Consider the following 26744-nt stretch of genomic DNA (forward strand, 5'->3'; position numbering starts at 1 on the left):
CGTTGTTCGCAGTTACACCACGTTGAAGCTCGCCGCCAGCGTGCCGACCACCAGCACCCAGCCGTCCACCAGCACGAACAGCAGTATCTTGAACGGTGCCGAGACCAGCATGGGTGACAGCATCATCATGCCCATCGACATCAGCACGCTGGACACGACCAGATCGATGATGACGAACGGGATGAAGATCAGGAAGCCGATTTCGAACGCGGTCTTCAGCTCGCTGGTGACGAAGGACGCAACCAACACCGGGAACGGGATCGCATCCGGACTGGCGTAGGGGCCTTGCCCGGCCAGACCGGCAAAGGTCATCAGGTCGGTTTCGCGTACCTGCGCCAGCATGAAGGCGCGCAGTGGCGCGGTGGTCAGCTGCCAGGCGGTCTGGAAGTCGATCTTACCATCGAGGTAGGGCGCCATGCCGGTGGACCACGACTTGTCCCAGACCGGCATCATGATCATCGCGGTCAGGAACAGGGCCAGACCAAGCAGGATCTGGTTGGACGGCGTCTGACCGGTGCCAAGTGCCTGACGCAACAGGCCGAGCACGATGATGACGCGGGTGAAGGCGGTGAGCACCAGCAGCATCGATGGCAGCAAGGTTATTGCCGTCATCAGCAACAAGGTCTGCAGCGGCAGGCTGACCGGTGCGCCGCCGATCTTGCCGACGTTCACATCCGGCAACGCCGGTACCTGCGGGCCGGGTGCGGCCCAGGCGAACAGCGGCAATGCCAGCATTGCCAGCACGATCAGCAGCTGCCAAAGCGTGCGTGGGTTGAAGCCGCGTGGGTAAGAGCGTTGGCCCGACATCATCAGGGTTCCTTGCGCAGCTTCTGTGCCAGCAGCTGGGCGAAATTCGGTAGTTGTTTGAGATTGGGCAGGGCCGGTGCCGGTGTTTGCGGCAGCGGTTCCGGCAGCTGGTGCAAGGTGCTGATGCCACCGGCGGTGATGCCGAGCAGCAGCTGCTGGCCATTGACGTCGACCACCACCACGCGTTCCTTGGCACCGACATTGATGCTGGCGACCACCTTCAAGCCTTCGGCCGGTCGGAACGTGCCGCCGGGCATGCGCTTGAGCAGCCAGCCCAGCCCAATGATCAGGCCCAGCACCAGCAGCAAGGTGAAGAACGCGCCAAACAGGCCGGGCGCGCTCGCCGCATGCTGGCCGACCGGCGCGGCCGCCTTGGCGGCCGGTGCGGCATAAGCGAGCAATGCGATCAACGCAGTCTCCGGATGCGCTCGCTGGGGCTGACCACATCGGTCAAGCGCACGCCGAAGCGATCATTGATGACGACGACTTCGCCATGCGCAATCAGCGTGCCATTGACGAACACGTCCAGTGATTCGCCGGCACCGCGCTCCAGCTCCACCACCGAGCCCTGGTTGAGCTGCAGCAGGTTGCGGATCGGCAGACGCGCGCGACCGACTTCCAGCGACAAGGTCACCGGTACGTCGAGGATGACGTCCAAGTCCAGATCGGTGTGGGTACTGTTGTCGGCCTGCAGGTTGCTGAACTGTGCCGGCGTGGCGCCGTTTTCAGCTTCGGGGGAGTGGTTGTCATTCATCGGAGTTTTCCTGGATCACGGGGACGCTGGGGCGCTTTCCCGGAGGATGGGTTGCAGTGATCTTGATGGCGTTGCGTTCGTTGGACACACCAAACTCGCCGGTGAATACCGGGATGCCTTCCACGCATAGCGGAACCTGCTTGGGCATTTCGATCGGCAGCACATCGCCGATCTTCAACTTGGTCAGCTCGCGCAGGCTCATGCGACGCTTGGCCAAGACGCTGGACAGTTCAACTTCAGCGGTATCCAGCTGCTCGCGCAGCATGATGGCCCAGCTTTCGTCACGGTCATTGCGGTCGCTCTGGATGCCGGCGTCGAGCAGTTCGCGGATCGGCTCCAGCATCGAGTACGGCAAGGTGATGTGGATGTCGCCACCGCCGCTGTCGAGCTCGACGTGGAAGCGGCTGACCACCACGTATTCGCGCGGGCTGACGATGTTGGCGAAGTGCGGATTGATCTCGGAGTTGATGTAGTCGAAATCGACGTTCATCACCGGCCCCCAGGCTTCACGCAGGTCGGTGAAGGTCTGCTTCAGCATCAGTTGGATCACGCGCATTTCGGTGGCGGTGAACTCGCGGCCTTCGATACGGGTGGGATAGCGCCCGTCACCGCCGAAGAAGTTGTCGACGATGGCAAACACCAGGGTCGGCTCGAACACGATCAGGCCGGTGCCACGCAGCGGCTTGAACCGGATCAAGTTGAGGTTGGTCGGCACATACAGCGAGTGCAGGTAGTCACCGAACTTGATCAGCTCGATGCCGCGCACCGACAACTCGGCCGAGCGCCGGATCAGGTTGAACAAGCCGATCCGCCACAGGCGCGCAAAGCGCTCATTGACCATTTCCAGGGTCGGCATGCGCCCACGGATGATGCGGTCCTGGCTGGCGAAGTCGTACGAACGCGCTTCACCCGGTGCCGCCTCCGGCTCGGCGGTATTGACCGAGCCGGAATCGACGCCATGCAGCAGGGCGTCGATCTCGTCTTGGGACAGCAGGTCGTTGATGCTCATCGTGGCGCCTTACTGGGTCACAAAGCTGGTGAACAACAGCTCATCGGCGCTGTTCTGGCCGGTCTCGGCCTTCATCAGCTTCTGTACTTCGGCCAGCGCGGCGGCCTGCAGCTTTTCCTTGCCGGCGCGGTCGGCGATCTGTGCGGGCTCGACCTGCGAGAACAGCATCAATAATCTGGCGCGGATGGCGGGTGCATGGGTCTGCAGCGCGGTCAGCGCGAGCGGATCACGGGTCATCAACTGCACTTCGACCTGCAGGTAACGCGGGCCATCGACCGGGCCGCTGAGGTTGACCACGAAGGCCGGGTCCAGCGCGAAGTACTGGGCCGGCGCGGGGGTCTTGGGCTTGGCTTCCTTGCTGGCTTCGGCGTGGTCCTTGCCCTGGGTGAAATACCAGACGCCGCCACCGGCTGCGGCAGCAGCAAACACGGCGATCAGGGCAGGAACCAACAACGAGCGCTTCGGTTTGCTTGCCGCTTCCTTGGTGGGTTCAGCTTTTCGGTTTTTATCAGCGGCAACGGCCACGTGGAGCTCCTCAGGATTGCTGCCCAGTCAGATGCAAGGGCTGTGCCGGAGGAGGTGGTGACGGTCTATTGACGCGTGGTGTGGGTTCTTGTGGGAGCGGTGTAAACCGCGAAGCTGGCGATCTGTCGGATGGTCAGCTTCGCGGTTTACACCGCTCCCACAAAAGCTGAGGGGTCATATCCATATCGCATTCCAATATGGGTAGAAGCGCGGCGAGCTCACTAACCCGGCTCTAACCGGGTTCATGATGATGTAGCGGGCGGTCGCCTTCAGATCCTGATCCTTGCGGACGGCCCGGTCGTGAAATCCAGGCGCCCAAACGGGGCGGCTGATCGATTCTGGCAAGCTGCGCGCCGTATTGGATTTTATGCTCCGCACCAATGAGCTGAGAGTGGCACAGGCACCCAGCTGTACCAGATCATGCCAGTGGTCTGGCATCAGTACCCAGGCCAATAGCCGTGCATCACGCCAAAGTAGGGGGTGATACAAGGCTTGAGCTATGCGCGAGGCTGGTTGGAAGTCCAGAAAAAGCGGCTGGCGAGCTAGCGTTGTGAAGATGAGCAGGTATGCGTGGCCGGGTAGGGATATTCGGCCTGTGCGGAGGGTTTTGGATCCTGGCTTTGGGTTGATTGCTGGAAGCGCCATCAACGCAGGATGGCGCTGCGGCTTCCCAAGTGCTGTCAGCACAGTGATCGTTTGTAGATGGGCGGATGGATCATCAGCTTCGCGGTTTACACCGCTCCCACAAAAGTGGTCGGCCTTGTGGGAGCGGCGTCAGCCGCGAGGCAGGGAATGTTTCAGATCATCAGCTTCGCGGTTTACACCGCTCCCACAAGAGAGTGATCTCAGGCATACGCATCCAGCAGGCCGCGCATGCGCAGGTTGTGGCTGGAGGTTACCGGGAGGTCGCTGCCTTCCAGTTGGTTGCCGGATGCCAATTCGCTACCCGTCCCGCCCTTGTCGCCCTGCTGCTGCGGCGTGGACTGCTGGCCGACATCTGCGTGGCTGAGCTGCAGACCCTGTTCGCCCAGCATTTCGCGCAAGCGCGGCAGACTGCTTTCCAGGGCGTGGCGGACATCGGCGTGGGCGCTGCTGAAACTGGCGTGGACGCGGTCGCCGTCCAGCTGCAGTTTGACGTCGATCTCGCCCATGTTTTCCGGGTTGATGCGGATGTGGGCGTGGCCGATCTTCTGCTCCGCCAGCCAACCGACGCGGGCGCCGATGGCTTCGTCAAAGTCACCGGCATTCAGGTCCGGGGTTGGCGTGGGTGCGGTGATGCTGCTGGCCGGGGCGCTTGCGCGGACTTCCTGCAAGGCCTGGTTGTGCAGCAGGGATGCAAACGTGGTGGGAGCCGGGGTGTCGGCGTCCAGGTTAAGGTTGTTCGCATCGTCGCTCGTGGGTGCGGCGGCCAACGGCTGGCTCAACTCTGCGCTGGCCTCGTCAGCGCTGATGGTGGCCGGCTTGGCTGAGGCAGCAGTCGCGACCGCTGGCAGGGCAGGGAGCGCCGCCGCCGGATTGGCTGGCGCGGCCTCATCCTGGTTCGCGGCTGCCAGGGCCGCTGGCGCCTGCGCTGCAGGCTCGGTTGGCGGGGCAACGATCGCAGACAGCCCAAACGGCGGCCAAGGCGCATCTTCCGCCGCGGTCTGCGTGTCGGGCTTGTCGTCGTTGTTGGCACTGCTGTCGGTGGCGGTGCTCTGTTCCGTAGTGGTTTCGCTGCCACCGTCTTCGCTGCGCGTTTCGCTGGCGGGCTTGGCGTCAGTGCTGGCTTGCTTGCTGGCTGTTGGCTTCTGCGTGGCTGGCTTGCTGTTGAGCATTGCGTCGAAGCCGTTGTTGCTGGACTTGTCGGTGCTGTTGCTGCGCGCGCCGCTGCTGTCGATGCTGCCGGCACCGCCGAGTGCGGGGGAAAGGACGTTCACTGGCTTTCTCCCTCACCCTCGGCGTTCTTCAGGCGCACACGGCGGGCACCGATATCATCCATCTCGCGCTGGTCGCGACGATCGGCGACCTGCTTTTCCTGGGCGCGATAGCTGGCGGCCAGCTGTTCCAGCACGGCTTTGTCGCGGCTGGCCAGCAACAGCCGCGCGCGTTCGGCCTCAACGCGCTCCTGGTTGCTGTCCACGGTCTTGCTCTGCGCTTCCACCGCGTTGTCGAGGCGGTCGAGGAAAGCGCGGCGGTTGAGCAACTGCGCGGCACTGGTGGTCGCCAGTTGCGCGTTGGCGTATTCCTCTGCGTACTGACGCAACTCGGACAGCCGCGACTGATGCATGTCCAAGGCCTGCTGGCGTTCTGCCAGGGCTTTGGCGACTTCATCTTCACGGTCCTGTGCGTGGCGCAGCAGCGGGTCCAGGCGTCGACTAGGGCTCATGCGGGCGTCTCACTATCTACCAGTTGGTGCAATGCACTGAGGCTGTGGCTCAGGTCGGCGGCGTTATGCACGTCCTGGCCAAGGAATTCCATGATCTCCGGCCACCGATCCAGGGCTTCGTCGGTGAGCGGGTCGTTGCCGCGCTGATAGGCACCAATGGCGATCAGGTCGCGGTTGGCCGTGTAGGCCGATACCAGCTGCTTGAGCTTGCGGATACGTGCGCGCCAGACGTCGTCGGCGATGTCCTGGACCACGCGGCTGACCGAGGACTCGACATCGATGGCCGGGTACAGGCCGCTGTCGGCAACGCGTCGCGACAGCAGGATGTGACCGTCGAGAATGGCGCGGGCGGCGTCGGCAATCGGGTCCTGCGGATCGTCGCCTTCGGTGAGCACGGTGTAGAAGGCGGTGATCGAGCCGCGGCCCTTGGCACCGTTGCCTGCGCGCTCGACCAGCGCGGGTAGTTTTGCGAACACCGACGGCGGGTAGCCGCGGGTGGTTGGCGGCTCGCCAACCGACAGGCCGATCTCGCGCTGCGCCTGGGCGAAGCGGGTCAGTGAATCCATCAGCAGCAGCACGTTCAAGCCCTGGTCGCGGAACCACTCGGCGATGGCGGTGGCGCGGTAGGCGCCGTGCAGGCGCGCCAACGGCGGGCGGTCTGCCGGACTGGCGACGACCACCGCGCGGCGCAGGCCTTCCTCGCCCAGCGTGGATTCGACGAAGTCACGTACTTCGCGGCCACGTTCACCGATCAGGCCGACCACGATTACATCGGCAGCGGTGAAGCGGGTCATCATGCCCAGCAGCGTCGATTTACCGACACCGGAGCCCGCGAACAGACCGACACGCTGGCCGCGCCCAATTGGCAGCAGCGAATTGATTGCGCGCACGCCAACGTCCAGTGGCTGGGTGATCGGCTCGCGTGCAAGTGGGTTGATCGACACGCCGGCCATGCTCACCACGCCCTCTGCGCGGATCGGGCCCTTACCATCCAGCGGAACGCCATCGGAGTCGATGACGCGTCCGAGCAGGCCTTCGCCGACCTCGACGCCACCCCGGCGATAGGAGGGCACGACGCGGGCATTGGGCAACAGGCCGTGCAGTTCGGCGCTGGGCATCAGATAGGTGCGGTCGCCGGAGAAGCCGACGACTTCGGCATCGACCCAGCCACCATCGATGATCTCCACCTTGCAGCTGGCGCCCATCGGCGCTTCGCAGCCGACGGCTTCGAGGGTGAGGCCAACGGCGCGGCGCAGGATACCTTCGCGGACCAGGCCGTGACCGCCACCGGCATCCAGCGAGATGCCATCCAGGCGCGCGGCCAGGCGCAGGTTGCGTGCGGCAGCCCAGTCGGCGGGAGCGGGCGAGGGCGCGGAGGCAGAATTCATTGGCTGGCTCCTGCGCGGCGCAGCACGGTGGCCAGTGCTGCGCGCAGGCGTGCATCGAGGGTGCCATCGACGCGCACCGCCTCGGCGTGCACGCGCAGGTCGCCGCGGCTGAGGCTGTGGTCGGGTACCAGGCGCTGCCCGGCCGGCAAGGTCAGCAGATTGCTGATTGCAGCGATGTCATCCGGGTGCAGGCGCACCTCGACGTCGCGGTTGGTGCCGCTGACGGTATCCAGCGCCTCGTCGATCAGATCCTTGAGCAGCGATGGATCGGCCTCGTAGGCACGGCTGATCAAGGCGCCGGCAATACGTACCGACAGTTCGCCGAGTGCCCCAACCACTTCGTTTTCCAGTCGCACCAGCGGGCGGCTGAAGTTGTCGAGGATGCCCTCGATCTGTGCGGTCAGGCGACGCACCTCGGCCTGGCCCTGCGCGTAGCCTTCGGCATGCCCCTGCTGGAAGCCTTCTTCCTGTGCGGCATCGCGGATTGCCTGGATTTCCTCCAGGGTCGGCGGCTGCAAGGCGGGAGCTACCGGCTCGGCAACGATGGTTTCCAGCGATGCGAGGTCAAACTCCTCCGCCACCGACGGGCTGGCCGGTGCGTTCAGATCCGGGGCGTGCCAGCGCACGGCATTGATCACAGCATGGCCTCCGCTGCGCCGCCCAGGGTGATGGTGCCTTCATCGCCCATGCGTTTGACGATGGCGAGGATTTCGCGCTGCGCGCCTTCCACATCGGACAGGCGTACCGGGCCACGCGCTTCCATGTCTTCGAGCAGGATCTCGGCTGCCCGCTGCGACATGTTGCGGGTGATCTTGTCGCGCACCTTGATGTCGGCGCCGCGCAGGGCCAGGCCCAGGCGTTCGCCGCTGACTTCGCGCAACACCAGCTGCATTTCGCGATCGTCCAGGTCCACCAGGTCGTCGAACACGAACATCAGGTCCTGGATGCGGCTGCCCAGCGGCGAATCGATGCGGGCGATCTCGGTCAGGATGGCCTGGTCCTGGCCGCCGTCCATGAAGTTGAGGATGTTGGCAGCACACTGCACGCCACCGATGTTCGAGGACTTCAGGTTCTGGTTGCCGGCGAACTGGCGCTCCATGATCTCGTTGAGTTCGTTCAGCGCGTTCGGTGGAATGCCGTCGAGGGTGGCGATGCGCAGCAGCACGTCGACGCGGGTGCGCTCGGGCAGCAGCTTCAGCGCTTCGGCGGCCTGGTCGGTTTCCAGGTGGGCCATGACAATGGCGATGATCTGCGGATGCTCGTTGCGCACCAGGTCAGCGACTGCACGCGGGTCCATCCACTTCAGTGCATCCAGGCCAGTGGTGTTGCGGCCGAGCAGGATGCGGTCGATCAGGTTGCTGGCTTTCTCATTGCCCAGCGCCTGCACCAGCATGTTGCGGATGTAGTCGTCCGAGCCGACGCTCAGCGAGGTCTTGTTGCCCAGTTCGGCGCCGAAATCATCCATCACCTGCTGCACCTGCTCGCGGGTGACGTCGCTGAGCGTGGCCATGGCGATGCCGATCTTCTGCACTTCCTTCGGTTCCATGTGACGCAGCACTTCGGCCGCGTCGGTCTCGCCGAGCGACAGCAGCAGTACGGCGGCACGTTGCACGCCGGTCATCGGCATTGCATCAGTCATTTGACACCCATCCCTTCACTACCTGGGCAACCCGCTTGGAGTCGGTCTTCACTGCTTCGCGGGCCATGCGCAGGCGTTCTTCATAAGCGTCCACCGGCAGTGCCAATGCTGGCTTGCCGTCAAGGTGCAGGCGGTCGGCGGCAAGTGCCGGCATCTCGGTGCCGTCATCCAGAACCTGGACGTCGGCGCTGAGTGGATCTTCCGGACCGGACAAAGCCTTGGGCGTGTTGGTGATCTGGCGCAGGGCCGGGCGCAGCACCCCGAACAGCAGGGCCAGGACCACGATGGCGCCAAGCACCAGGCGCAGTGCATCACGCACCTGCGGGTTCTCCCACCACTTGGGGGCTTCGACAGGAATGGATTCGCGCACGAACGGTGCATTCATCACCGACACCGTGTCGCCGCGTTCGGCATTGAAGCCGACGGCCTGCTTGACCAGCGCTTCGACGCGGGTCAGTTCGGCGGCGGTGAGCGGCTGGTCGGTCTGCTTGCCGTTGGCACCGGCACGCGGCACATGGTCCACCAGAACCGCAACCGACACACGGTTGACCCGGCCCGGCGGCTGGCGGGTGTGCTGCAGGGTGCGATCCAGCTCGTAGTTGCGGGTGGCGTTCTTGGAGGTTTCGGTCGGCGTGGCGGCGGTAGCCGGCGGTGCTGCAGCGGCGCCCGGTGGGGTGTTGCTGGTCGCACCGGGAATGCCCTGCGGGCCGGCGGTGGCGCTGCTGTTCTCGCTGATCTGCTCGCTGCGAACCTTTTGCGGCTCACCGTTGAACAGCTCGCGGGCTTCCTCGGTGACCGAGAAATCCATGTCGACGCTGACTTCCGGATTGACCCGACCGGCACCGGTCATCGGCTCCAGCAGTTCGCGGATGCGCTGGTTGTAGGAACCTTCCAGACGCCGCACCTGGTCGAACTGTGCAGCGTTGAGCGCGGCTTCGCTGTTGGGGTCGGCAATGGTGAGCATGCGCCCGCTCTGGTCGACCACGGTGACGCGCTCGGGTGCCAGATCCGGAATGCTGGAGGCGACCATGTGCACGATGGCATCCACCTGGTTGCGTTCCAGCTGCTGGCCACCGCGCAGTTCCAGCACCACCGAGGCACTGGCGACATCGCGCTGGCGGGTGAAGGCGCTGGGCTTGGGAATGGCCAGGTGCACGCGTGCATCGCGGACCGGTCGCAGGCTGCTGATGGTGCGCACCAGCTCGGTTTCCAGCGCGTGCTGGTAGCGCGCGGTTTCGACGAACTGGCTGACGCCGAAGCCGGGATCGCGCTCCATCATCTCAAAGCCGAGGCGGCCGCTCTCGGTCAGGCCGGAGCCGGCCAGTTTCAGGCGTGCGTCGTGCACGTTCTTCTCCGGCACGCTGATGGCACCGGTGGTGGCGTCCAGCTCAAACGGAATCTGCGCCGAGCGCAGCAGGTCGGTGGCTTCGGCGGTCGCCTTCTGGTCCAGCCCGGTGTAGAGCGGCATCATCTGCGGCTTCTGCGCCCAGAAGAAAACGAACAGACCGGCTGCCACGGCAACCGTGATCATTGCCATCAAACCCAGGCGGCGGGTGATCTGCAGGCTCTGCAGACGGTCGAACCAGGCGCCAGCCCGTTCCGGATTCAGTGATTCTCTGGACAGCGCGAGTGCCATGCGTGCGGATCCTTACAGCGGCATGTTCATCACGTCCTGGTAAGCCTGGACGAGACGGTTACGGACTTCCACGGTGGCGCGGAACGCCAGCGAGGACTGTTGGGAGGCGACCATGACCTTGGCCAGGTCGGCATTGGCATCGCCACGTTCGAATGCGGCAGCCAACTGCCCGGACTTCTGCTGGGCTTCGTTGACGCCCTGGATGGCGCCCTGCAAGGCCTGGCTGAACGAAGGCGCGGCAACGGCATTGCCTTCGGCCAGCCCCTGGATCGCATTGCTGCGCGGCACATCACCAAGGGGCGCGGCTTGCCCGACCTGGTTCTGCAGCGTGCGGATCTGGGAGAGAACAGAGGTGATGGAGTGGGACATCGTGCGGGGTTCCGGGCAACGTGTGGGGGAGCTGCTGGGACAGCTGCAAGTTGCGTGCCGGAACCGTGAAGGCCTTGATGTTCGTGAATGCGTCGCGCGGTGGTGCAGTACGTGACGGAAACCCGACGCTGCTGGTTGGGCTCTCAAGGCCGGCGCCGGTTTTGAAGCACAGATCGAAACGGCCGCCGGAGAACCGGCGGCCGTCGAGCAGGCGGGACATGGATTTGTGGGTCAGGGCAGCCAGGCTGCGCGCCATTCGTCCAGACCAGCACCTTCCAGCATCCAGTCGCGGTGGACGACGGTCTTCAATGCGTCGCCGGCTTTGTGGCGGGCAGTGGTGTCGGTCAGATGCTCACGGATGGCACCCACCCATTCGCGGTGTCGGTTGCGCACGCGGGTGACGGGCAGGGCAGGGTCCTGGTAGGGGCCGACATCGCTGCAAACCACCGGTATGGCGCAGGCACCGTATTCGAGCAGACGCAGGTTGCTCTTGCAGGCGTTGAATCGGTTGTCTTCCAGTGGTGCGATTGCCAGATCCAGTTGCAGACCCGCCAAGGCGCGTGGGTAGAGCGCAATGTCCACACCCGGATGGAACTCAGCGATATACGGGCGCAGGCGATCCGGGCACATGCCGAAGAACACCCAATCCACTTCCTGCGCCAATTCGCTGACGACGTCGGCGATCATCTCCAGGTCACCGGTATGGCCAAGTCCACCGGCCCAGCCTACCCGCGGTCGTGGGCCGCCGTCGCGACGGACCAGCGGCAGCTGCTTCCACCAGTTCACCGGCAGCCGGTTGGCGGCAATGCGGATATCCGGATGCAGGCCGGCAAATGCCTCGGCCATCGCCGGGGTCGATACCACGAAGCGGTCCACGAGCCCGAGTGCCTTGCGCAGGCTGCGCAGGACATCGCGCGGCATGTGTTCACGGTGTGCGCTTTTGGCCGGCAGGTTGGGCAGGTAGTCGTCGAGCTCGTAGATCTTCAGAGCGGACGAATAGCGGCCCATGCGCTGGATGCTGCGCAGGTCGTCCTCGCTGACGCGGCGCTGCAGGATCACCACATCCGGATCGATGCGCGCCTGCTCGACCGGATCGAGCAGCGTTGCATAGAGCACACCTTCTACATGGCCCCCAGACTTCAAGGCCTCGAGTGGTTGGATCACCCGGTATTGGCCGCTACCCCAGGGATCAGCGGGTTGTGCCAACACGCGTGGGACAGGGCGCCACGGCAATGGCTTCCATGAGAACTCGGACTCGCCCAGTCGGAAGCCGCCAGCGACATCCAGGCGCAGGCTGGGGTTGTAGGCGGGATCATGGGCGAGGATAGGCAGCCAGCGGTCCAGCAACACCGACTCTGCAGGCTCGGGTAATGGCCCGAGCTGAGCGGAGTGCAGGAGCAGTGCATCTGGCGTCCATACCGTGAGGTAACCGCGTTGGCGAGCGCGCAAGCACAGGTCCACGTCGGCGCCGTGGTCAGCGAAGGCGGCGTGGTCGAAGCCTTCCAGTGCGGTGAATAGTTCGCTACTGATCAGCAGACAGCTGTCTGCCACCGCTGAGTAATCCTGCGCCACCTGCAGGCGATTCATGTAGCCGGATGCATCCATGGCCATGCCCGCGAACGCTCGCCCACCACTGGCGAGCAGGCCGGGTACCAGACCTGCATGGGTGATCGTGCCGTCGGCGGCAATGGTCTTGCCGCCGACGATGCCGACTTCGCTGCGAAGCGCATGGTTCATGAGCGCGTCGAGCCAATGCGACTGCAATATGGCCACGTCCGCGCGGAGAAAAAGCAGGAACTCACCTGCTGCCTGCCCAGTAGCAACATTGCAGGCGGCTGCGTGCGGCAACGGAGGGTCAAAAGCAAAGGCGCGGATTCTCCCTGCCGCCAATGGTTCGACTTTCCGCATCCAGTTACTGGCGTCGGGCTTCGCGCCGTTATCGATCAACAGCAGTTCGTAATGCGGGTAGGTGGTTTTCTCCAGCAGGGAGATCACGCAGCGTTCGATAGATGCGATTGCGGCGTCCTGCGAGACTACCAGGATAATAGAGACCAGTGGCCGCCCGGAATGGCCATGAGCGATCCGATACAGACCTTCGTCACGCAGCGTAACGGTTGCATCGGGATAACCGCGCGCGTGCAGGTAGGTGGTGATCGCGCGCTGGTGGGCAGGGTGATCGGCATGTGGTGGGGCACAGCTGAGTAGAGGCTCCGGAATGTGCGCGATGCCCTCCAATCCTCCGTGCTGGATCAGGCGCAGGATCAGGTCGAGTTCGGCTGCTGTTCCTGCTTCATCATCCATGCCGCCGATCGCCAGCGCAGTGGGCCGGTGGAACAGCCAGTGCCCAGCTAGCAGCGTCGGGTTCTCCAGCAGCAGGCTCAGATTGATATCCGGTCGCAGTGAGGGTGCCAAGTTGCGCTGTGCATCCACATGCCACTCGTCGGCGTACATGGCGCATATGGGACCGCCATTGTGGGCAAGCTCAGCAAGCAACCTTCGCAGTCCGGAGGCGTGAAACTCGACGCCTGCATCCACGAACAATACCCAGTCAGCAGGACTGGTACGCAGAGCATCATCCAGCGTCGTGTCCGCTGCGAGTCGGCGATGGAGCCCGTTGAGATGTTCGGGCACGTTGGCGGCACCCTGAATGCAGATGCCGATGACCTCGGCGATTCGTGCCTGCAAGGGCAAACTGCCCAGTGTCCTGCGCAACGCACTGGCTGGATGGCCTCCGGCGCGAATCACGATCTCCACACAGCTGTCTGGTAGCTGCCGCAAGGCGGTCTGCAATGGCAGGCGGTGTGCCTGGTTGAGCTGGCGTCGTGCTTGCCAATCGCGCAGCGGCCAGCGGGCTTTTGATATGAGCAGCGCTTGATCCAATGCTTCGATCAAGTCCACTTTCTCTGCGGGTTGGTGTCCGTCAAGTGGCGCAATGGACACTTCGCGAGTGTTGCCGCCTCGATACCAGCCAAGGTCACGCAGGGCCTCGCGGAATGCCTGGTGCCAGCTCTCTGCAATGCCGGGCTGGTCCCGCCCGCGCTGACTGAACTGGAAGCGCGATATACGGAAGTCGACCAGCGGGCGAGCAGTGATGGCGACCGGGCCTTGATGCAGCAGTTTGACGTACATTGTCACGTCGGCCAGCCAGGACATGTGGGTGCCGTTGAGTACGGCCAGCTGTTCGCCCATTTCAAGCAGCGGTGCGCGCCGGCACAGTGCGACGCTTGGCTCGCCAAGAAAATTCAGGGTGTGGTCGCCGAAGAAGTCGATCAGGTCCCTGCCGTCCACCAGTACGTCATGATTGGCGGGGAATGCGGTGGGCAGCTCATCGGGCAGTGGCATGCCTGCCTCGTCGATGAGCTGGCGGCGGGCGGTTGCCAAAGCCAGTTCTGGGACCCGTTCGAACGACTCAAGCAGGGTTGCGATGCAGTCCTCATGCAGCACGTCGTCATCGTGCAGAAACTTGATGTACTCGCCTTCGGCAAGGCTTATCGCTCGCGCGGTACTGCGTACTTCCCACAACCGGCCGGGGTTGCGCGAATAGCGCACCGGGAAGTCCACCCGTGCAGCAAAGGCATCCACGGCCGTCTGTACGTATCCCGCAGCCGAATCGTCGCAGACGACGATTTCCAGTGGGCGATGCGTCTGTCGACCTACGCTTTCCAGTGCCTGCAGCAGCCAGCGGGCCTTGTATGCTGGAATAACCACGCTGACCAGCGGAGAAGATGAAGGAGTAAGGCTCATTGGCATCAGGCAGCATTATTTCCCGCAATCGCTGCATGGATGCGTTGCACCACGCGTTGCGAATTGTTGGTGTCCAGGTACTGGAAGAACAGGCGACGGGCAACGAGGTAGCGCTCATCGGGGAGGTGCTTTGGCTGTGCCAGCAAGGCATCCAGAGCGGTGAGCAGGGCATCGAAGGTGTTGGTAACTGGTCCAGGAAATGCCAGCTCCAGGTCGTACAACAGCCCGTTCTGACGGGTGCGGTAGTGCTCAAGGTCGTAGGCGAAGCAAAGTACTGGCAGGTCAAGATAGAGTGCGTCGATGTAGACCGACGAGTAATCCGTGATGACCAGCGCGCTCTCGCGCAGCAATGGCGCAATTTCCTGAAAGTGCTCATGGCCCAGGTCCAGCAGTACATCGCCATCCAGATGGCGCACTGGATCCAGCGGCGCCGGCCCGTTGACCAGGTAGTGGCCGCGGATGCCGAGTACTGCGTCATGCCGGCGCAGTAGGTTCTTGAGTTGAGCCACTTCACCATCGCTGAAACAATAGGAGCGCTCCATGCTGACGCTGGCATCGCGATAAGTTGGCGCGTAGAGCACCAGCCGTCGGCCGGCGCACAGCGCTCGCACGCTGGCAACCTCGTCGCGCAGGCCCACGGGCAGGGCGTCTTCAGCGATGCGAAGGAAGTCGTTGCGAGGCAGGCCGGTGACCCACACATTGCGCGGTGGCAAGGGATGAAAAATTGCTGCCATGGCGTAGGCGTCGGTTTCCGATGAGGCGACCAACCCAGTGTAGAAACGGCGCTCGCGACGACGATGGCGATCGCGGTCACCATGCTGACGTTGCTCCGGATTGGCCAGCGCAAACAACCGCTTGAGGGGGATGCCGTGCCACAGGTTGATCGTGATACGCCGGTGCAGCCATGGCCTCGGCGCACCATAACGACTGTTGCGCCAGGCCAGCGACATGTCCAACGACGTGGAGTTTGTCAGCAGCAATACACGGCAACGGGCCAGTGCCCAGAGACCTGCCACTGAGTCGAGGCGGACCACGCGCACGCGCTCGCTTTCCTCGACACCAGTAGGCCATTGATCGGTACGCACGAACACCTGGCAACGAACACGCGGGTCGTCCTTCACCTGTTCATAGACCGCGCGTGCATTTTCGATGAACTGCCCGCGCTTGAGCGGATGGTCGAAGAACGCCCAGTGGTCGCTCCGTTTGGGTATCAACAGATCCAGCAACCGCCAGACGAGTAGCAGCGGGGTTCCCAACCACGCGGGCATCACGGTCATGCGTCCATCAGGCAGCGCGGACCTGCGCATGCGCGGTCAGCAGATCGCAGATATGGTCGACCTCGGCATCCTGCAGGTCCGGGTGGATTGGCAGGCACAATATCTGTCGAGCGGCGGCGTGGGCTACAGGCAGGTTGTCCGGAGCCGCAGACGGGAAGCCCCGGTACATCGGGAACTCGCTGATCAGCGGGTAGAAGTAGCGGCGCACCAGGATATTCTCGGCGCGCAGCAGGTGGTACAGCTCATCGCGCTGCAGCCGGTAGTCGTCGCCGACGAGTATTGGAAAATAGGCGTAGTTGTGGCGTACCTCCGGCGGGCGGGACAGGCATTTGATGCCAGCGATACCGGTCAGGCGTTGCCGGTAGAGGGCATCTATGGATGCCCTGCGGGCCAGCGCCTTGTCGATATGCTTGAGTTGGAGCAGGCCGAATGCTGCGCTGACCTCGTTCATCTTGCCATTGATGCCGGGCGCCACCACGGTGGTTTCGTTGACGAAACCGAAATTCTTCAGGTGGTCAATACGTTGCTTGGTGCGCGCATCCGGGCAGATGATGGCGCCGCCTTCAAAGGTGTTGAACACCTTTGTTGCATGAAAGCTGAGGACAGACAGGTCACCATGCCGCAGTACGCTGCCACGAGTGTCACTGACAGCGAAGGCGTGGGCCGCGTCGTAGATCACGCGCAGATTGTAGTTTTCTGCGATGCGGTCAATGGCATCCACGTCGCATGGCGTGCCATAACAATGCACCGGCATGATGGCGGTGGTCTGCGGGGTGATGGCTGCTTCGATCCGTGCAGGATCCAGGTTGAAGGTAACCGGGTCGACATCGACGAACACTGGTTTGATGCCGTTCCACAGAAGTGAATGGCCGGTGGCCACGAATGAGTATGGTGTAGTAATCACTTCGCCGGTGATGCGCAGCGACTGAAGTGCGGTCAGCAACGCCAGCGTGCCGTTGGCGAACAATGCGATATGTTCGACCCCGAGATAGGCGCATAGCGCCTTCTCGAGCGCCTGGTGCATGCTGCCGCCGTTGGTCAGGATGCGGCTCTCCCAGATCCGTTCGAGGTAGGGAACGAAGTCTTCCAGAGGAGGCAGCAAGGGGCTGGTGACCGGGATAGGCTTCTTGGTAGTCATCGCAAGCGGACCAATAGGAAAGGTTTCGGCGGGAGGCCGGCTTACAGAGCCATGCAATTCCCGTGCCTGAGTGCGTCGCCACTTAGTTGACGGCCAGGGCCATGCCGCCTGCCTCCGGCGAGAACATCAGGCTGCCGAGCGATGCGCGCAGCGGAAGTGAGGCCGCCCAGCCCGGCGGAACCATGCCCGGACCGATGCGGTAACGGCCATGGATGCCGTCCATGGTGCGATAGTGCAAGACGAGTCCGTAAAGGGCACCGACATCCCAGTCCGGTGCCTGCGTGTCCAGACAGTAGCGCCAACGGTGCGCGCCGGTCCTGCCATCGGACTGGAACTGCCAGCTGCCTTCGCCATAGATTGAATGCAGTTCGAACCAGACTTCACATCCGGCCATGATGCTGTCGTGCAGTTCCAGGGTGAGGCCCAGGCTGTTCTCGTCAAGGGAAATGTCGCTGAGGCGGAAGAAGCCGATGTTCGGGAACTCCAGGCGCATTGCGGCCCGTGGCAGAACGATCTCTTGGTTATCCAGGAATGGCTGCTTCCAATAGCAGGCGCCGTCGATCTCCGCGATCCAGCCGCGCTCGCTGGTGACACCCAGCAGGAAACACAGACCTCCTACCTCGCCACGTTTGATCAGCTCCAGGTACAGGCAGCGTCTGACGCCGAGCGCGCGGCAATCCAGATCTCCGTACAGCGCGAGCAGTTCCTGCATTGCTTCGATGAATACACGACGGAAAGCCGGGGACGCGACAATCCCGGACGCAGCGTGCAGGGCGCGCTGCAGGTTGGCAACTGCGATTGCACGGCGATAGCCCGCGGCTTCTGCGACGTCGTCGAAGTCATGCCATTCAAGCTTCATCGATCGGATGCGGTCGAGGAAGTTGTCGGCCTGGCGGATATTCTGCGAAATCGAGGCAATGGCCCCTTCTGGGCGACGACGCCAATAGTAGACCAGGTTGGGAATGACCACGGTACGTCGGCTGCACCAATAGGCGCGATGGATGAAGGGGCGATCCGCATACAACAGGCCTGGAACCATCCCGAGTCCATTCTCCCGGAGAAATTCGGTGCGGAAGACCTTGTTCCAATAGAAGCAGTCGTGGATCACATCAGGAAATTCGTCCACGGAACCGAAGCTTCGGCGCCGTGCCCAGACGTAGGGCTCATAAAGAAACGCCACCGATGAAACCTTGTCATCCTGCAATCGCGCAGCGCGACCGATGACGATATCGGCATCAGCCTGCATTGCCTGCTCCATCAACAGGCGGTAGCCGTCGGGGGTCACTTTGTCATCAGAATCGACCAAGGCGACATAGCGCCCACGGGCCAGTGATATGCCGAGGTTGCCTGAGACAGCGCCGCCCTCGTTGTGCTTGCTGACGCAGCGGAAGTTGGGATAGCGCCGCTCGTAATCGCGGCAGATTGCCAGACTTTCGTCGGTGCTGGCGTCATCAATGGCGATTATCTCGATGCAGCGATAGTCCTGCTGAAGCAGTGAATCAAAACACTCCGGCAGGTATTGCGCGGTGTTGTAGACCAGCACAACGATGGAAAGCAGAGTGGCTTCACTATCGCTGACATTATGATCCGGGGTCATGCGCGAACCTCCATCAACTGCTCCAGTGCGTCGACGTCGAATACCGGGATGGCACGAGCGGCAGCCACCTCGGCGCGCTCACTGAAGGCATCGTCTATGAAGATTGCCGCCTCTCCGGGCGTAATGGATGCACTCTTGGGCGAGCCATCGCGCAGGTGAACGATCCGCTCGAACAGATCCACACAGATGCGGTGCTGTGCGAGTGTCTGCTCAGGTGCGCAGGCATGGCGGGTGACCAGTACGACTGGCACGTTTCGCGCACTCCATTGGTACAGCAAAGCCATCAGCTGTGGCTCCGGGCTGCCACGCACCAGCAGCGTGTCATCCAGATCCAGATAGACGCGTTTGTAGGCCAGTTCCGCGCGCCAACGGTTACCCAGTGCCCGGTCCATGACCAGAGGGTACTGCTGGGGCATGACATTGAAGGTATGGCCCATGTACGCGTAGATGCCGAGCAACGGGTAGTTGATGCCGCGCATACGGTTTAGTGCCATGGAGCCGGCGATGCGCGGTGCTACCTCCAGCAGCTTGGGGACGCCGTCTCGGTCGCGGCGTGCCTGGAAGAACCATGCACCCTTCAGGCCCAGCTCGGTAGCTATGGCCTGCGCCATCGCCTCGAGCTCGGGAGCCGTTTCTACGGGTTCCGTACGCACGCTGATTCCGGACTTGACACGCCCACGCACGCGCGGTGCGGCGTGCAGCAGGACACCGCTGGCGCTGGAAATGCAGTCCACGGTGTACTCGGTGCCTGGCAGGTACTCACTGAAAACATATTCGATGCCGCTGTTGGCCAATTGCTGGTGCCGCGCAGCGTCATCAACGCGCTCAGCGCCCTGGCTGCCCTGACCGATCGCGGGCTTGGCGAAGATCGGGTATCCGGTGGTGCCCAGTTCGACGCTGCGTGGCACGATGCCCAATCGCTGCAGTCGTTCATAGGTCAGGTTCTTGTTTCGGCAGATGGCGGCAAGATGCTGATCAGGCACCATTGCCGGGGCATGCAACCGGTCTCCGTTGTCGGCAAAGACAGGGATCACGCTGTCATGCGCCGGCACCACCAGATCGATGCTCCATGCATCGATCAGTGCATTGAGCTGAGGGACAAGCTCGGCAGAGCCTGCCTGCGCCGAGATCTGCTGGTACCGCGCGTAGACGAACTCACCGTGGTCCGATACGGAAGACGCACCATGCAGGCGGATATCCTTGGCACGGCACAGGGCGGCGTGTATTTCCAGTCCTATCTCCGAACCGCAGGGGAACACGAGCACGTTCACCGTCATGGCTGTGCGTCCTCGCAGGGCTGTGCCAGCAGCACCGCTTCCCAGCCCTGTGGCAGTTGCACCCATTTGAAGTTGAAACGGTAGGGAATGCCTAGCTCGGAGATGAAGCGGGGAATGGTAAGCACATCGTCCCACTTGTGATAAAGGCATAGCGCCAGTTTTGGTCGGAAACGGCGAATGGTCTGCAGGGCGCCCTGCAATGCTGGAATCTCCGATCCCTCGATGTCCATCTTGATCAGGTCGACGCGCTGCAGCCCGTGCTGTGCGACATAGTCGTCGAGGGTGATGGTGGCAATGCGCTCGCCCGGGCCATCCCCGGCACTGACTGACGTTGCACCCTGCAGCTCGGCCGGTTTGATCAGGAGTGAACCATTACTGTGGTCCGACAGTGCCAGCTTGTTGAGAACGACACGGTCAGCTACGCCGTTGAGCTGCAGGTTGTACTCGAACAATGCGATGTTCTCGTCCAGAAGCTCGAAAGCATGCACCTCGCAATCGTTACCGGTCTTTGTGCAGAACAGGACAGTAGTGTCGCCGATGAATCCACCAGCATCGATGATCACCTCGCCAGGGCGAACGCGGAATCCATCGCTCTGGTACTGGTCGAACAGGATGTCATCGATACTCAGTGCCCACGCATAGCTTGCCAGCCGGAAGTCATGGCCTTGCGAGCGAAGATCCTGAAGCACGTACTGGCCACCACCGACCATGATCGGTACCCGCTGCTCACCGCGAATGCGGGCAACCTCTGCAAGGTAGTGCGCAAGGTCCTCAGGAGGGATGCGGTCGATGCCCGCCCAGCGCTTCAGGAACCACACCAGGAACCGCTGCTGTTCGGCACGGCTGAGACGCTCATACAGCAAGTTGGAGATTTCGTCGGAGCTGGGCAGGTAGCGCTTCAAGAGGCTGCGCAGGCGCGCGTCGTCTTCGCCGACGCCGCCAGCAGCCACTGCAACCAGATCGGTCATGAATTGATTCTGGGCGGGAAACGGGCCGAAAAATGCATCGACAACCCGTTCGGCTGCTTTGCCGTCGTTGAATGGGCAGAAGCGCTCTCTGAAGGTCGCGTATTGATCAGCATGGGCTGCCTGCACCGCAGGCAGGTCGCCGAGAAGGGCTATCAGTTCATCGGTGGTACGCGCGACCGGGCCGGGCAACTCCTGCTCAACGTTCAGGTAGAAACCGCGCACTTGCTTGGCGTAGTGCTCTAGGTCGTAACAATAGAACAGGATCGGTCGGCCGGTGGTGGCGTAGTCAAAGAAGATCGAGGAGTAGTCGGTGATGAGGATATCGGCAATCGCGCACAGCTCACTGGCATCATCGACATGCGAGACATCGCGGACGTTTGAGGGAAGCTCCAGATCCTGCAAACCGGCGCTGATCAGGTGGTGGCCCCGCAACAAAAGGATCTGATCCGGGGCCAGCGCCGCGGCGATCTTCACCAGGTCCAGCTGCAGGTCGAAGTCGAACCGCCAGTGGCCGACTTGATGGCTGTCGCGCCAGGTGGGGGCATACAGCACGAAACGATGACCTGACGGAAGCGCCAGGCGGGCAAGGGTAGCCTCGCGCGCCGCGCTTTGGTTTGCCAGTGGGTCAGTCAATGGGTAACCGGCTTCGAGCACCGGGCCTTCATAACGGAATGCGCGCGGCAGCACCTCGCTGGAATAGCCGTTCTCACTCAGCAGCAGCGTCCATGCACGAGACTCACGGTATAGATTGTCTCGCGCGTCTACTTCCGGGCCGGTCACGGTGATGTCATAACCAAGCCGTTTGAGCGGTGTGCCATGCCAGGTTTGCAGGTAACGCGTCTCTGCCTTGCGGCCGTGTGCAGCGAACAGGATGTTGTTGACTCGGTACTTCGCCCGCGCCAACAGGCGAAGGTACTCGCAGGAGCCGCGGATCACCTGTTGTGGGTTGCCCGGAATCTGCTCGTCACCGCTGTAGGCCCATACGCAGTGCAGGTCGGGGCGCTTCCTGCGCAACGCGGCGTACACGTAGCGCGGGTTGCCTCCGTAGGCTTTGCCGAAGAAGCTCTCGAATATTACGAGATCTTCCTGCAGCGGCAGCTCATCAAGCAACGACGGGAACGCCGCGCGCAGATTCTCGGACTCCACCGTCATCGCGTGCTGCTCCAGTGGCGCAGTGAACAGCGCCAGTGAGCTGGCGCTGTCGCTCAGGTACGCAGACAATCCGTGACCATGCACGGTTTCGCGAAAGAAGTGGCGGTCGCTGCCATCGGCGGTTGTTCCTACCAGTTGCTCGAACATGCCAGTGCTGTCCAGCTCGATCTGTACATCCCAGCGTTGCGGAGTGTCTTCCAGCAGCGCCGGGGCAGGCAGCTGGGCGCGTACGGCGTCTCCATCCACATGGAGTGTCAGGGCCAGGACGCGCTTGCCGTCACGGCTACGCAGACGCAGGCCGCTGATGCCACGAGGTGCAGGCTGCAACTGCAGCCACGGGGCACCGTGGGCATTTTCTTCGCCAGGGGTGTGGATCTGGAAGACGGGCAGCATCAGCGACCCCTGCCAGGGAAAGCAACGGACAGCGAAGCGGTGCCGGCGGGTGTCAGTTCGATTCCATCCAAGCGGATGCGCGCCTTGATCGAGGAGCTGGAAATGTCTTCTGTCCGGGGTAGGTAACGCACCTGGCATTGGGAGCTGAGGGAATCGAACTGCCCCGCCCAGTCCGAGCCCATCACCAGGATGTCGGCACCGTGGTGGCGGATGTCCTCGGCTTTCTGTTCCCAGTTGTCTTCAGGGAAGACGTCGTCCACGTAGCGGATCGCGCGCACAACAGCTTCGCGGTCTGCGTAACACTGGGTGGACATTTTTCCTTTTATCGCGTTGAACCGATCCGAGGACAGGCCCACGATCAGGCGGTCGCCCAGCGCTCGGGCACGGCGCAGCAGGTTGACGTGACCGACATGCAAAAGGTCAAAGGTCCCGTAGGTAAGAACGATCGTCATGAGTGGGAAGTTCGTGCAGCCATGGTCCAACTGACTCAGGCAAGTTCCATGCCACGGATCACGGGCGATTTACTCGCGGGTTGGATTCCAGTAATTCGAGCGGGCGATACAGTCACCGTTGGGCTTGTATGGCGGCTGCGCTATCGACAGATGCGGGCGCTCCCAGGCGACGTCGCGGCGGATCACGCGAGCTGGGGTGCCAACGGCCACGCAGTTGTTAGGTATCGTGCCGGTTACAACACTGTCCATGCCAATCACGCTGCCATCGCCAATGCGCGCACCGCCGAGGCAGCGCACAGCATAGGCAAGCCAGACATGGGCGCCGATCACGATGTCTTCGGCCGGATTGATGCGAATGCCGGTATGAATGTCGAAGATGGGATGTGCGTCGTCACCGCGCAACTGCACGTCCGAGGCGAACATGCAGTCATCGCCTACTATCAGCCGCGCTCCTTCGCTGGTGGCGATGAAGGCTCTTGCGGTCGTGGTTACGCCGGCACCTATCTCGACCACGCAGTCCTCACCCAGACGGATGGTCGCTGAGAAGCTGCCCGCCGGACCGGCGGGGCCTATCCGGCACTGTGCGTTGGAGCCGTGGAACTCGATGGCCAATGGCCCCAATCGCGCTTGCGGGTGGATCTCCAACGTGCAGTTGCTGCCTTTGAACAAGGTACTGAGGTTGCTCAGGGCAACAGGGGCTATCACTCTGTTGCCACGCTCGTCGCGCAGCTCGCTGCGCTCGGTGAGCGGTGTTGCTGTTGCTTCGTTGCTATCCACTGCGTTTATTCCGTAACAGGATCGCGCTCGATGCCGTACTTGCGCAGTTTTTCAACCAGCGTGGTGCGGCGCAGGCCGAGCAGCTGCGCAGCGTGGGCGACCACGCCCTGGGTACGCTCCAGTGCTTCGTTGATCAGGGTCAGCTCGATGCCGGCCATATGGTCGCGCAGGTCCATGCCTTCGCGTGGCAACTGGTTGCCATTGTCCGGGGCGCTGATCTTGTTGATCAGGCCAGTGGGCTGGCTGCTGGGTTGTGCCGGTGCTGGGACCTGCTTGCCCAGCAACATGGGGCGTTCGTCGTTGCTGCCCGCGGCGGCAACGCTTGCCTGGTCACCGCGGTAACGGCTGGGCAGGTCCTGCACGCGCACGGTGCCGCCAGGATGCAGCACGGCAAGGCGTTCGACCAGGTTGGTCAGCTCGCGCACATTGCCGGGCCAGGCGTAGCTGGCAAGTGCCTGCAGCGCTTCTGGCGCGAAGCGGACTTCACCGCGGCCGGTACGTGCAAGCTGGGTGGCGATGGTTTCGACCAACACCGGAAGATCGCTGGCGCGCTCCCGCAACGCTGGTACTTCGATCGGGAACACGTTGAGGCGATAGAACAGGTCCTCGCGGAACTTGCCATCGGCGATACGTGATTCCAGGTCACGGTGGGTGGCGGCGATCACCCGCACATTGCAGCGGATGGTCTGGTTGCCGCCGACGCGCTCGAAGCTGCGCTCCTGCAGCACACGCAGCAACTTAACTTGCATCGGCAGGCTCATGTCGCCAATTTCGTCCAGCAGCAGGGTGCCGCCCTCGGCCATTTCAAAGCGGCCCTTGCGTGCACTCAACGCACCGGTGAAGGCGCCTTTCTCGTGGCCAAACAACTCGCTTTCCAGCAGATCCGGCGGAATCGCGCCGCAGTTGATGGCGATGAACGGGCCATCGCGGCGTGGCGAGCGCTGATGGATGGCGCGCGAAACCACTTCCTTGCCGGTACCGGACTCGCCCAGCACCAACACGGTGGTATCGAAATTGGAAACCTGCTCGATCAGCTGGCGCAGCTCGGTGACCGCCGGGCTGTGCCCGGTCGGACCGCTGTCACCAGCGCTGTCGGCCTGGTGTTCGGCGTCCAGTCGTTTCAGGCTGGCGCGGCGCAGCAGCGTTTCCATCTGCGCGTGGCGCATCGGCTGCTCCAGCGGCCAGACGTTAGCTTCGTGCAGGCCATAGTGGCGCGAGAATGCCAACGGGTCGCCTTCAGCCAACAGGATCGGCGGCGGCAACGAGTTGCCGGCCAGCCAGGTGAAGAAGCCGGCGGCACGATCGGCGTCTTCAAGCGCGCCCACCACCACGGCCATCCAGTCGTTGCTGCGGTGACGGCTGACGTCGATATCCTGCGCGTCGCTGACCCAGCGCGGATTGAAATCCATGAACTCGAGCAGGGCCAAGGTGCGCTCGGCACGCATGCCGTCGGCGTCGATCACCAGAATGCGTGATTCACTCATCTTCTTGTACCTTGAGCCCTTCCAGGATCGGCATTACTTCCTGGATGTAGGACAGCTTGCTGACGAAATTATCGGCACCGGCGCGCAGTGCGTGTTCGCGGTGTTCGGCGTCATCGAAATGACTGGCGATCACGATGTACGGTGGCTGGTCCTGGGTCTTGATCAGGCGCGTGGCCTGCAACCCGCCCATTTCCGGCATGGCCAGGTCCATCAGCACGACCTGCGGGCGCAGCGCTTCGGAGCGCTCGATCGCCTCGAGTCCGTTGGCGGCGCTGCCGACCACTTCCAGCCAGTCGATCTTGCGGAAATGACGCATGGCGGCGTTGATGAAGCCTTCATGGTCGTCGACCAGCACTACGGTGAGCTTGTTCATGGGAATCCTTGGTCTCAGCCCACACGGGCCAGCTGGGGCTTGCTGCTCTGGCGGCGACGCTCGCGGGCCGGGGCGATATCAAGCTGTTCGCGGTATTTTGCGACGGTCCGGCGTGCAATGTTCACTCCTTGGCGCGCCAGCAGGCCTGCAATGGCCTCGTCGGCCAGCGGACGGGCGGCCGGTTCGGCATCGATCAGGCGCTTGACCATGGCCTTGACGGCCTGCCCGGAGACACTGGCGCCTTCCAGGCGCACGGCGAAGAAGTGCTTCAGTTCAAAGGTGCCACGCGGGGTCTGCAGGTACTTGCCGGAGGTGATCCGCGAGACAGTGGACTCGTGCATGCCGATCAGGTCGGCCACTTCCTTCAGGGTCAGTGGCGCCATCGATTCGTCGCCGTTGACCAGGAAGGCCGCCTGGCGTTCGATGATCACTCGTGCTGTGCGTAGCAGGGTGTCGTAGCGCATCGACAGGCCGCGGGTCAGCCAGCGCGCCTCCTGCAGCATTTCGCGCAGGGGCTGCGCGGATTCACCGCTGCTGTCGGCGACAACCCGCTCGTAACTGCTGTTGATGGCCAGGCGCGGCGTGGTTGCCGGATTCAGCGCAACCCGCCATTGGCCGTCGGCATGCCAGGCCACCACGTCGGGGATCACACTCAGTTCCTGCTGTGGCAGCAGGGTCTCGCCCGGGCGGGGCTGCAGCGACAGGACCAGGCGGAAAGCTTCCTGCACGTCCTCGAGCTCGGCATCCAGGGCGCGCGCCAGGGCCGGATAGTCATGGTTCGCCAGCAGTTGCATGTCGGCGTCCAGCAGGCGCCGTGCGAGGTTGCGCGCCGGCACCAGGCCGGGCAGGGCGGTAAGTTGGGCCAGCAGGCATTCGCGCAGGTCGACGGCGGCCATGCCGGCCGGCTCGCCGTGCAGCAGGCGCTGGCGCAGGGCTTCGACATCGGTGCTGGTACGGTCCAGGCGGGCGCTGGCCAGCTGGGTCAGCTGCGCAAGCGGGGCCTGCAGGTAGCCGGCTTCATCGCAGTGCTCCAGCCAGAAGCTGACCACGGCCAGATCGGCGTCGTCCAGTTCATAGGCAAGTGCGTTGAGGATGCGCAGCTGCGGGTCGGTGGACTCACCGGCCGCTACGCGTGCCATGCGGTCCTCGTCGTCGGCGTTCCAGCTGGCGCCGGGGACGTCCCACAGATTGCTTTCGGGCAACTCATCGAACGCTGCGGTTTCAGTCTGCGCAACCTCGGCATCCGTCGTTGCCGGCGCGTCCTCGGCCTGCTCCTGCAACTCCAGCAGCGGGTTGCTTTCCAGCGCCTGGCGGACTTCCAGCTCCAGCTGCATGCCGTTGAGCTGCAGCAAGCGGATCGACTGCAGCAAGGCAGGCGTGAGGTGAAGTTGCTGGCCCAGCTGGGCGGACAGTGCGGCTTTCATGCGTTTCCCCGTTGCGGCCAGTGGATGGCTGCGTTGTGGAACGCATCTTGCGTGGTTCATGTCAGGGCGGTAATAGGTGTTGACCTGATACCTGTCAAAAGCACCCTTACAGCGTGTAGGTGAAACCCCTACATTGCGTCGATTTATTGGCGCAATAAATACGGGAATTCATCGCAAGCTATTGATTTTAATGTGC

24 protein-coding genes are annotated in these 26744 nt (G+C 63.1%); all 24 read right to left on the minus strand.

The genetic code is table 11. The features are described 5' to 3' along the window. Positions 1–12 precede the first annotated feature (12 nt). The 24 genes from fliP to rpoN all read right to left on the minus strand — a co-directional run bounded on the left by fliP (position 13) and on the right by rpoN (position 26548). Entirely contained in the window at positions 13–735 is a 723-nt protein-coding gene (gene fliP / locus AC1VWL_RS00640) for a flagellar type III secretion system pore protein FliP (RefSeq protein WP_481615389.1), read from the minus strand. Between the two features lie 74 nt (positions 736–809). Then, positions 810–1217 (minus strand): flagellar biosynthetic protein FliO, encoded by a 408-nt coding sequence (fliO, locus tag AC1VWL_RS00645; RefSeq protein WP_282267001.1) that lies wholly within the window; start codon positions 1215–1217, stop codon positions 810–812. Further along, complete coding sequence (fliN, locus tag AC1VWL_RS00650; RefSeq protein WP_481615380.1) at positions 1214–1561, minus strand: flagellar motor switch protein FliN; 348 nt, start codon at positions 1559–1561, stop codon at positions 1214–1216. Before fliN ends, fliO begins: the two co-directional genes overlap by 4 nt. After that, positions 1554–2570 carry a flagellar motor switch protein FliM gene (gene fliM / locus AC1VWL_RS00655; protein ID WP_481615379.1) on the minus strand — a complete coding sequence of 339 codons (1017 nt, stop codon included), beginning with the start codon at positions 2568–2570 and terminating at the stop codon, positions 1554–1556. The genes fliN and fliM overlap by 8 nt, the downstream gene beginning before the upstream one ends. A gap of 9 nt (positions 2571–2579) precedes the next feature. Beyond that, the gene (locus AC1VWL_RS00660; protein ID WP_282266998.1) at positions 2580–3095 is read right to left on the minus strand and encodes a flagellar basal body-associated FliL family protein; all 516 of its coding nucleotides are present in this window, start codon (positions 3093–3095) and stop codon (positions 2580–2582) included. Between the two features lie 174 nt (positions 3096–3269). Further along, positions 3270–3740 (minus strand): REP-associated tyrosine transposase, encoded by a 471-nt coding sequence (locus tag AC1VWL_RS00665; RefSeq protein ID WP_482985402.1) that lies wholly within the window; start codon positions 3738–3740, stop codon positions 3270–3272. 200 nt (positions 3741–3940) lie between these two features. Next, positions 3941–5011 carry a flagellar hook-length control protein FliK gene (locus AC1VWL_RS00670; protein WP_482985376.1) on the minus strand — a complete coding sequence of 357 codons (1071 nt, stop codon included), beginning with the start codon at positions 5009–5011 and terminating at the stop codon, positions 3941–3943. Then, positions 5008–5460, minus strand: coding sequence for a flagellar export protein FliJ (gene fliJ / locus AC1VWL_RS00675; protein ID WP_481614655.1), 453 nt, complete (start codon positions 5458–5460; stop codon positions 5008–5010). Before fliJ ends, AC1VWL_RS00670 begins: the two co-directional genes overlap by 4 nt. Then, positions 5457–6848 (minus strand): flagellar protein export ATPase FliI, encoded by a 1392-nt coding sequence (gene fliI, locus AC1VWL_RS00680; protein ID WP_482985377.1) that lies wholly within the window; start codon positions 6846–6848, stop codon positions 5457–5459. Before fliI ends, fliJ begins: the two co-directional genes overlap by 4 nt. Continuing rightward, complete coding sequence (locus AC1VWL_RS00685) at positions 6845–7429, minus strand: FliH/SctL family protein (RefSeq protein WP_482985403.1); 585 nt, start codon at positions 7427–7429, stop codon at positions 6845–6847. Before AC1VWL_RS00685 ends, fliI begins: the two co-directional genes overlap by 4 nt. Before the next feature lie 53 nt (positions 7430–7482). After that, positions 7483–8469: a flagellar motor switch protein FliG gene (gene fliG, locus AC1VWL_RS00690; RefSeq protein WP_062171551.1), complete on the minus strand. Its 987-nt coding sequence runs from the start codon at positions 8467–8469 to the stop codon at positions 7483–7485. 10 nt (positions 8470–8479) lie between these two features. Beyond that, positions 8480–10123, minus strand: coding sequence for a flagellar basal-body MS-ring/collar protein FliF (gene fliF, locus AC1VWL_RS00695; protein ID WP_482985378.1), 1644 nt, complete (start codon positions 10121–10123; stop codon positions 8480–8482). Positions 10124–10135: 12 nt separating this feature from the next. Then, positions 10136–10492: a flagellar hook-basal body complex protein FliE gene (gene fliE / locus AC1VWL_RS00700; protein WP_296248803.1), complete on the minus strand. Its 357-nt coding sequence runs from the start codon at positions 10490–10492 to the stop codon at positions 10136–10138. A 231-nt stretch (positions 10493–10723) separates the two neighbouring features. Beyond that, the gene (locus tag AC1VWL_RS00705) at positions 10724–14200 is read right to left on the minus strand and encodes a glycosyltransferase (protein ID WP_482985379.1); all 3477 of its coding nucleotides are present in this window, start codon (positions 14198–14200) and stop codon (positions 10724–10726) included. Positions 14201–14241: 41 nt separating this feature from the next. Further along, positions 14242–15513 carry a CDP-glycerol glycerophosphotransferase family protein gene (locus AC1VWL_RS00710; RefSeq protein WP_482985380.1) on the minus strand — a complete coding sequence of 424 codons (1272 nt, stop codon included), beginning with the start codon at positions 15511–15513 and terminating at the stop codon, positions 14242–14244. A gap of 7 nt (positions 15514–15520) precedes the next feature. After that, positions 15521–16651, minus strand: a complete 1131-nt coding sequence (locus AC1VWL_RS00715; RefSeq protein ID WP_482985381.1) for a DegT/DnrJ/EryC1/StrS family aminotransferase — start codon at positions 16649–16651, stop codon at positions 15521–15523. A gap of 82 nt (positions 16652–16733) precedes the next feature. After that, positions 16734–18248 (minus strand): glycosyltransferase, encoded by a 1515-nt coding sequence (locus AC1VWL_RS00720; protein ID WP_482985382.1) that lies wholly within the window; start codon positions 18246–18248, stop codon positions 16734–16736. Beyond that, entirely contained in the window at positions 18245–19525 is a 1281-nt protein-coding gene (locus AC1VWL_RS00725) for an ATP-grasp domain-containing protein (protein ID WP_482985383.1), read from the minus strand. Before AC1VWL_RS00725 ends, AC1VWL_RS00720 begins: the two co-directional genes overlap by 4 nt. Then, positions 19522–22038 (minus strand): FkbM family methyltransferase, encoded by a 2517-nt coding sequence (locus tag AC1VWL_RS00730; RefSeq protein ID WP_482985384.1) that lies wholly within the window; start codon positions 22036–22038, stop codon positions 19522–19524. The genes AC1VWL_RS00725 and AC1VWL_RS00730 overlap by 4 nt, the downstream gene beginning before the upstream one ends. Further along, positions 22038–22490, minus strand: coding sequence for an FAD synthase family protein (locus tag AC1VWL_RS00735; protein ID WP_482985385.1), 453 nt, complete (start codon positions 22488–22490; stop codon positions 22038–22040). The genes AC1VWL_RS00730 and AC1VWL_RS00735 overlap by 1 nt, the downstream gene beginning before the upstream one ends. Before the next feature lie 69 nt (positions 22491–22559). Continuing rightward, positions 22560–23267: an acyltransferase gene (locus AC1VWL_RS00740; protein ID WP_482985386.1), complete on the minus strand. Its 708-nt coding sequence runs from the start codon at positions 23265–23267 to the stop codon at positions 22560–22562. A gap of 5 nt (positions 23268–23272) precedes the next feature. Next, entirely contained in the window at positions 23273–24751 is a 1479-nt protein-coding gene (locus AC1VWL_RS00745; RefSeq protein ID WP_482985387.1) for a sigma-54 dependent transcriptional regulator, read from the minus strand. Beyond that, positions 24744–25124, minus strand: coding sequence for a response regulator (locus AC1VWL_RS00750; protein ID WP_282272108.1), 381 nt, complete (start codon positions 25122–25124; stop codon positions 24744–24746). Before AC1VWL_RS00750 ends, AC1VWL_RS00745 begins: the two co-directional genes overlap by 8 nt. 14 nt (positions 25125–25138) lie before the next feature. Continuing rightward, positions 25139–26548: an RNA polymerase factor sigma-54 gene (rpoN, locus tag AC1VWL_RS00755; protein ID WP_482985388.1), complete on the minus strand. Its 1410-nt coding sequence runs from the start codon at positions 26546–26548 to the stop codon at positions 25139–25141. Positions 26549–26744 lie beyond the last annotated feature (196 nt).

This window comes from Stenotrophomonas sp. STEN063 (assembly GCF_056854515.1).

What these genes read in the sequence shown, in the direction of transcription:
- AC1VWL_RS00710 (WP_482985380.1), bottom strand. Translation starts at nt 15,513, where the DNA reads ATGACCGTGATGCCCGCGTGGTTGGGAACCCCGCTGCTACTCGTCTGG.
- AC1VWL_RS00725 (WP_482985383.1), bottom strand. Translation starts at nt 19,525, where the DNA reads ATGACGGTGAACGTGCTCGTGTTCCCCTGCGGTTCGGAGATAGGACTG.
- AC1VWL_RS00715 (WP_482985381.1), bottom strand. Translation starts at nt 16,651, where the DNA reads ATGACTACCAAGAAGCCTATCCCGGTCACCAGCCCCTTGCTGCCTCCT.
- AC1VWL_RS00720 (WP_482985382.1), bottom strand. Translation starts at nt 18,248, where the DNA reads ATGACCCCGGATCATAATGTCAGCGATAGTGAAGCCACTCTGCTTTCC.
- AC1VWL_RS00730 (WP_482985384.1), bottom strand. Translation starts at nt 22,038, where the DNA reads ATGCTGCCCGTCTTCCAGATCCACACCCCTGGCGAAGAAAATGCCCAC.
- rpoN (WP_482985388.1), bottom strand. Translation starts at nt 26,548, where the DNA reads ATGAAAGCCGCACTGTCCGCCCAGCTGGGCCAGCAACTTCACCTCACG.
- fliF (WP_482985378.1), bottom strand. Translation starts at nt 10,123, where the DNA reads ATGGCACTCGCGCTGTCCAGAGAATCACTGAATCCGGAACGGGCTGGC.
- AC1VWL_RS00665 (WP_482985402.1), bottom strand. Translation starts at nt 3,740, where the DNA reads ATGGCGCTTCCAGCAATCAACCCAAAGCCAGGATCCAAAACCCTCCGC.
- AC1VWL_RS00745 (WP_482985387.1), bottom strand. Translation starts at nt 24,751, where the DNA reads ATGAGTGAATCACGCATTCTGGTGATCGACGCCGACGGCATGCGTGCC.
- AC1VWL_RS00735 (WP_482985385.1), bottom strand. Translation starts at nt 22,490, where the DNA reads ATGACGATCGTTCTTACCTACGGGACCTTTGACCTTTTGCATGTCGGT.
- fliN (WP_481615380.1), bottom strand. Translation starts at nt 1,561, where the DNA reads ATGAATGACAACCACTCCCCCGAAGCTGAAAACGGCGCCACGCCGGCA.
- fliM (WP_481615379.1), bottom strand. Translation starts at nt 2,570, where the DNA reads ATGAGCATCAACGACCTGCTGTCCCAAGACGAGATCGACGCCCTGCTG.
- fliP (WP_481615389.1), bottom strand. Translation starts at nt 735, where the DNA reads ATGCTGGCATTGCCGCTGTTCGCCTGGGCCGCACCCGGCCCGCAGGTA.
- fliG (WP_062171551.1), bottom strand. Translation starts at nt 8,469, where the DNA reads ATGACCGGCGTGCAACGTGCCGCCGTACTGCTGCTGTCGCTCGGCGAG.
- fliE (WP_296248803.1), bottom strand. Translation starts at nt 10,492, where the DNA reads ATGTCCCACTCCATCACCTCTGTTCTCTCCCAGATCCGCACGCTGCAG.
- fliJ (WP_481614655.1), bottom strand. Translation starts at nt 5,460, where the DNA reads ATGAGCCCTAGTCGACGCCTGGACCCGCTGCTGCGCCACGCACAGGAC.
- fliI (WP_482985377.1), bottom strand. Translation starts at nt 6,848, where the DNA reads ATGAATTCTGCCTCCGCGCCCTCGCCCGCTCCCGCCGACTGGGCTGCC.
- AC1VWL_RS00750 (WP_282272108.1), bottom strand. Translation starts at nt 25,124, where the DNA reads ATGAACAAGCTCACCGTAGTGCTGGTCGACGACCATGAAGGCTTCATC.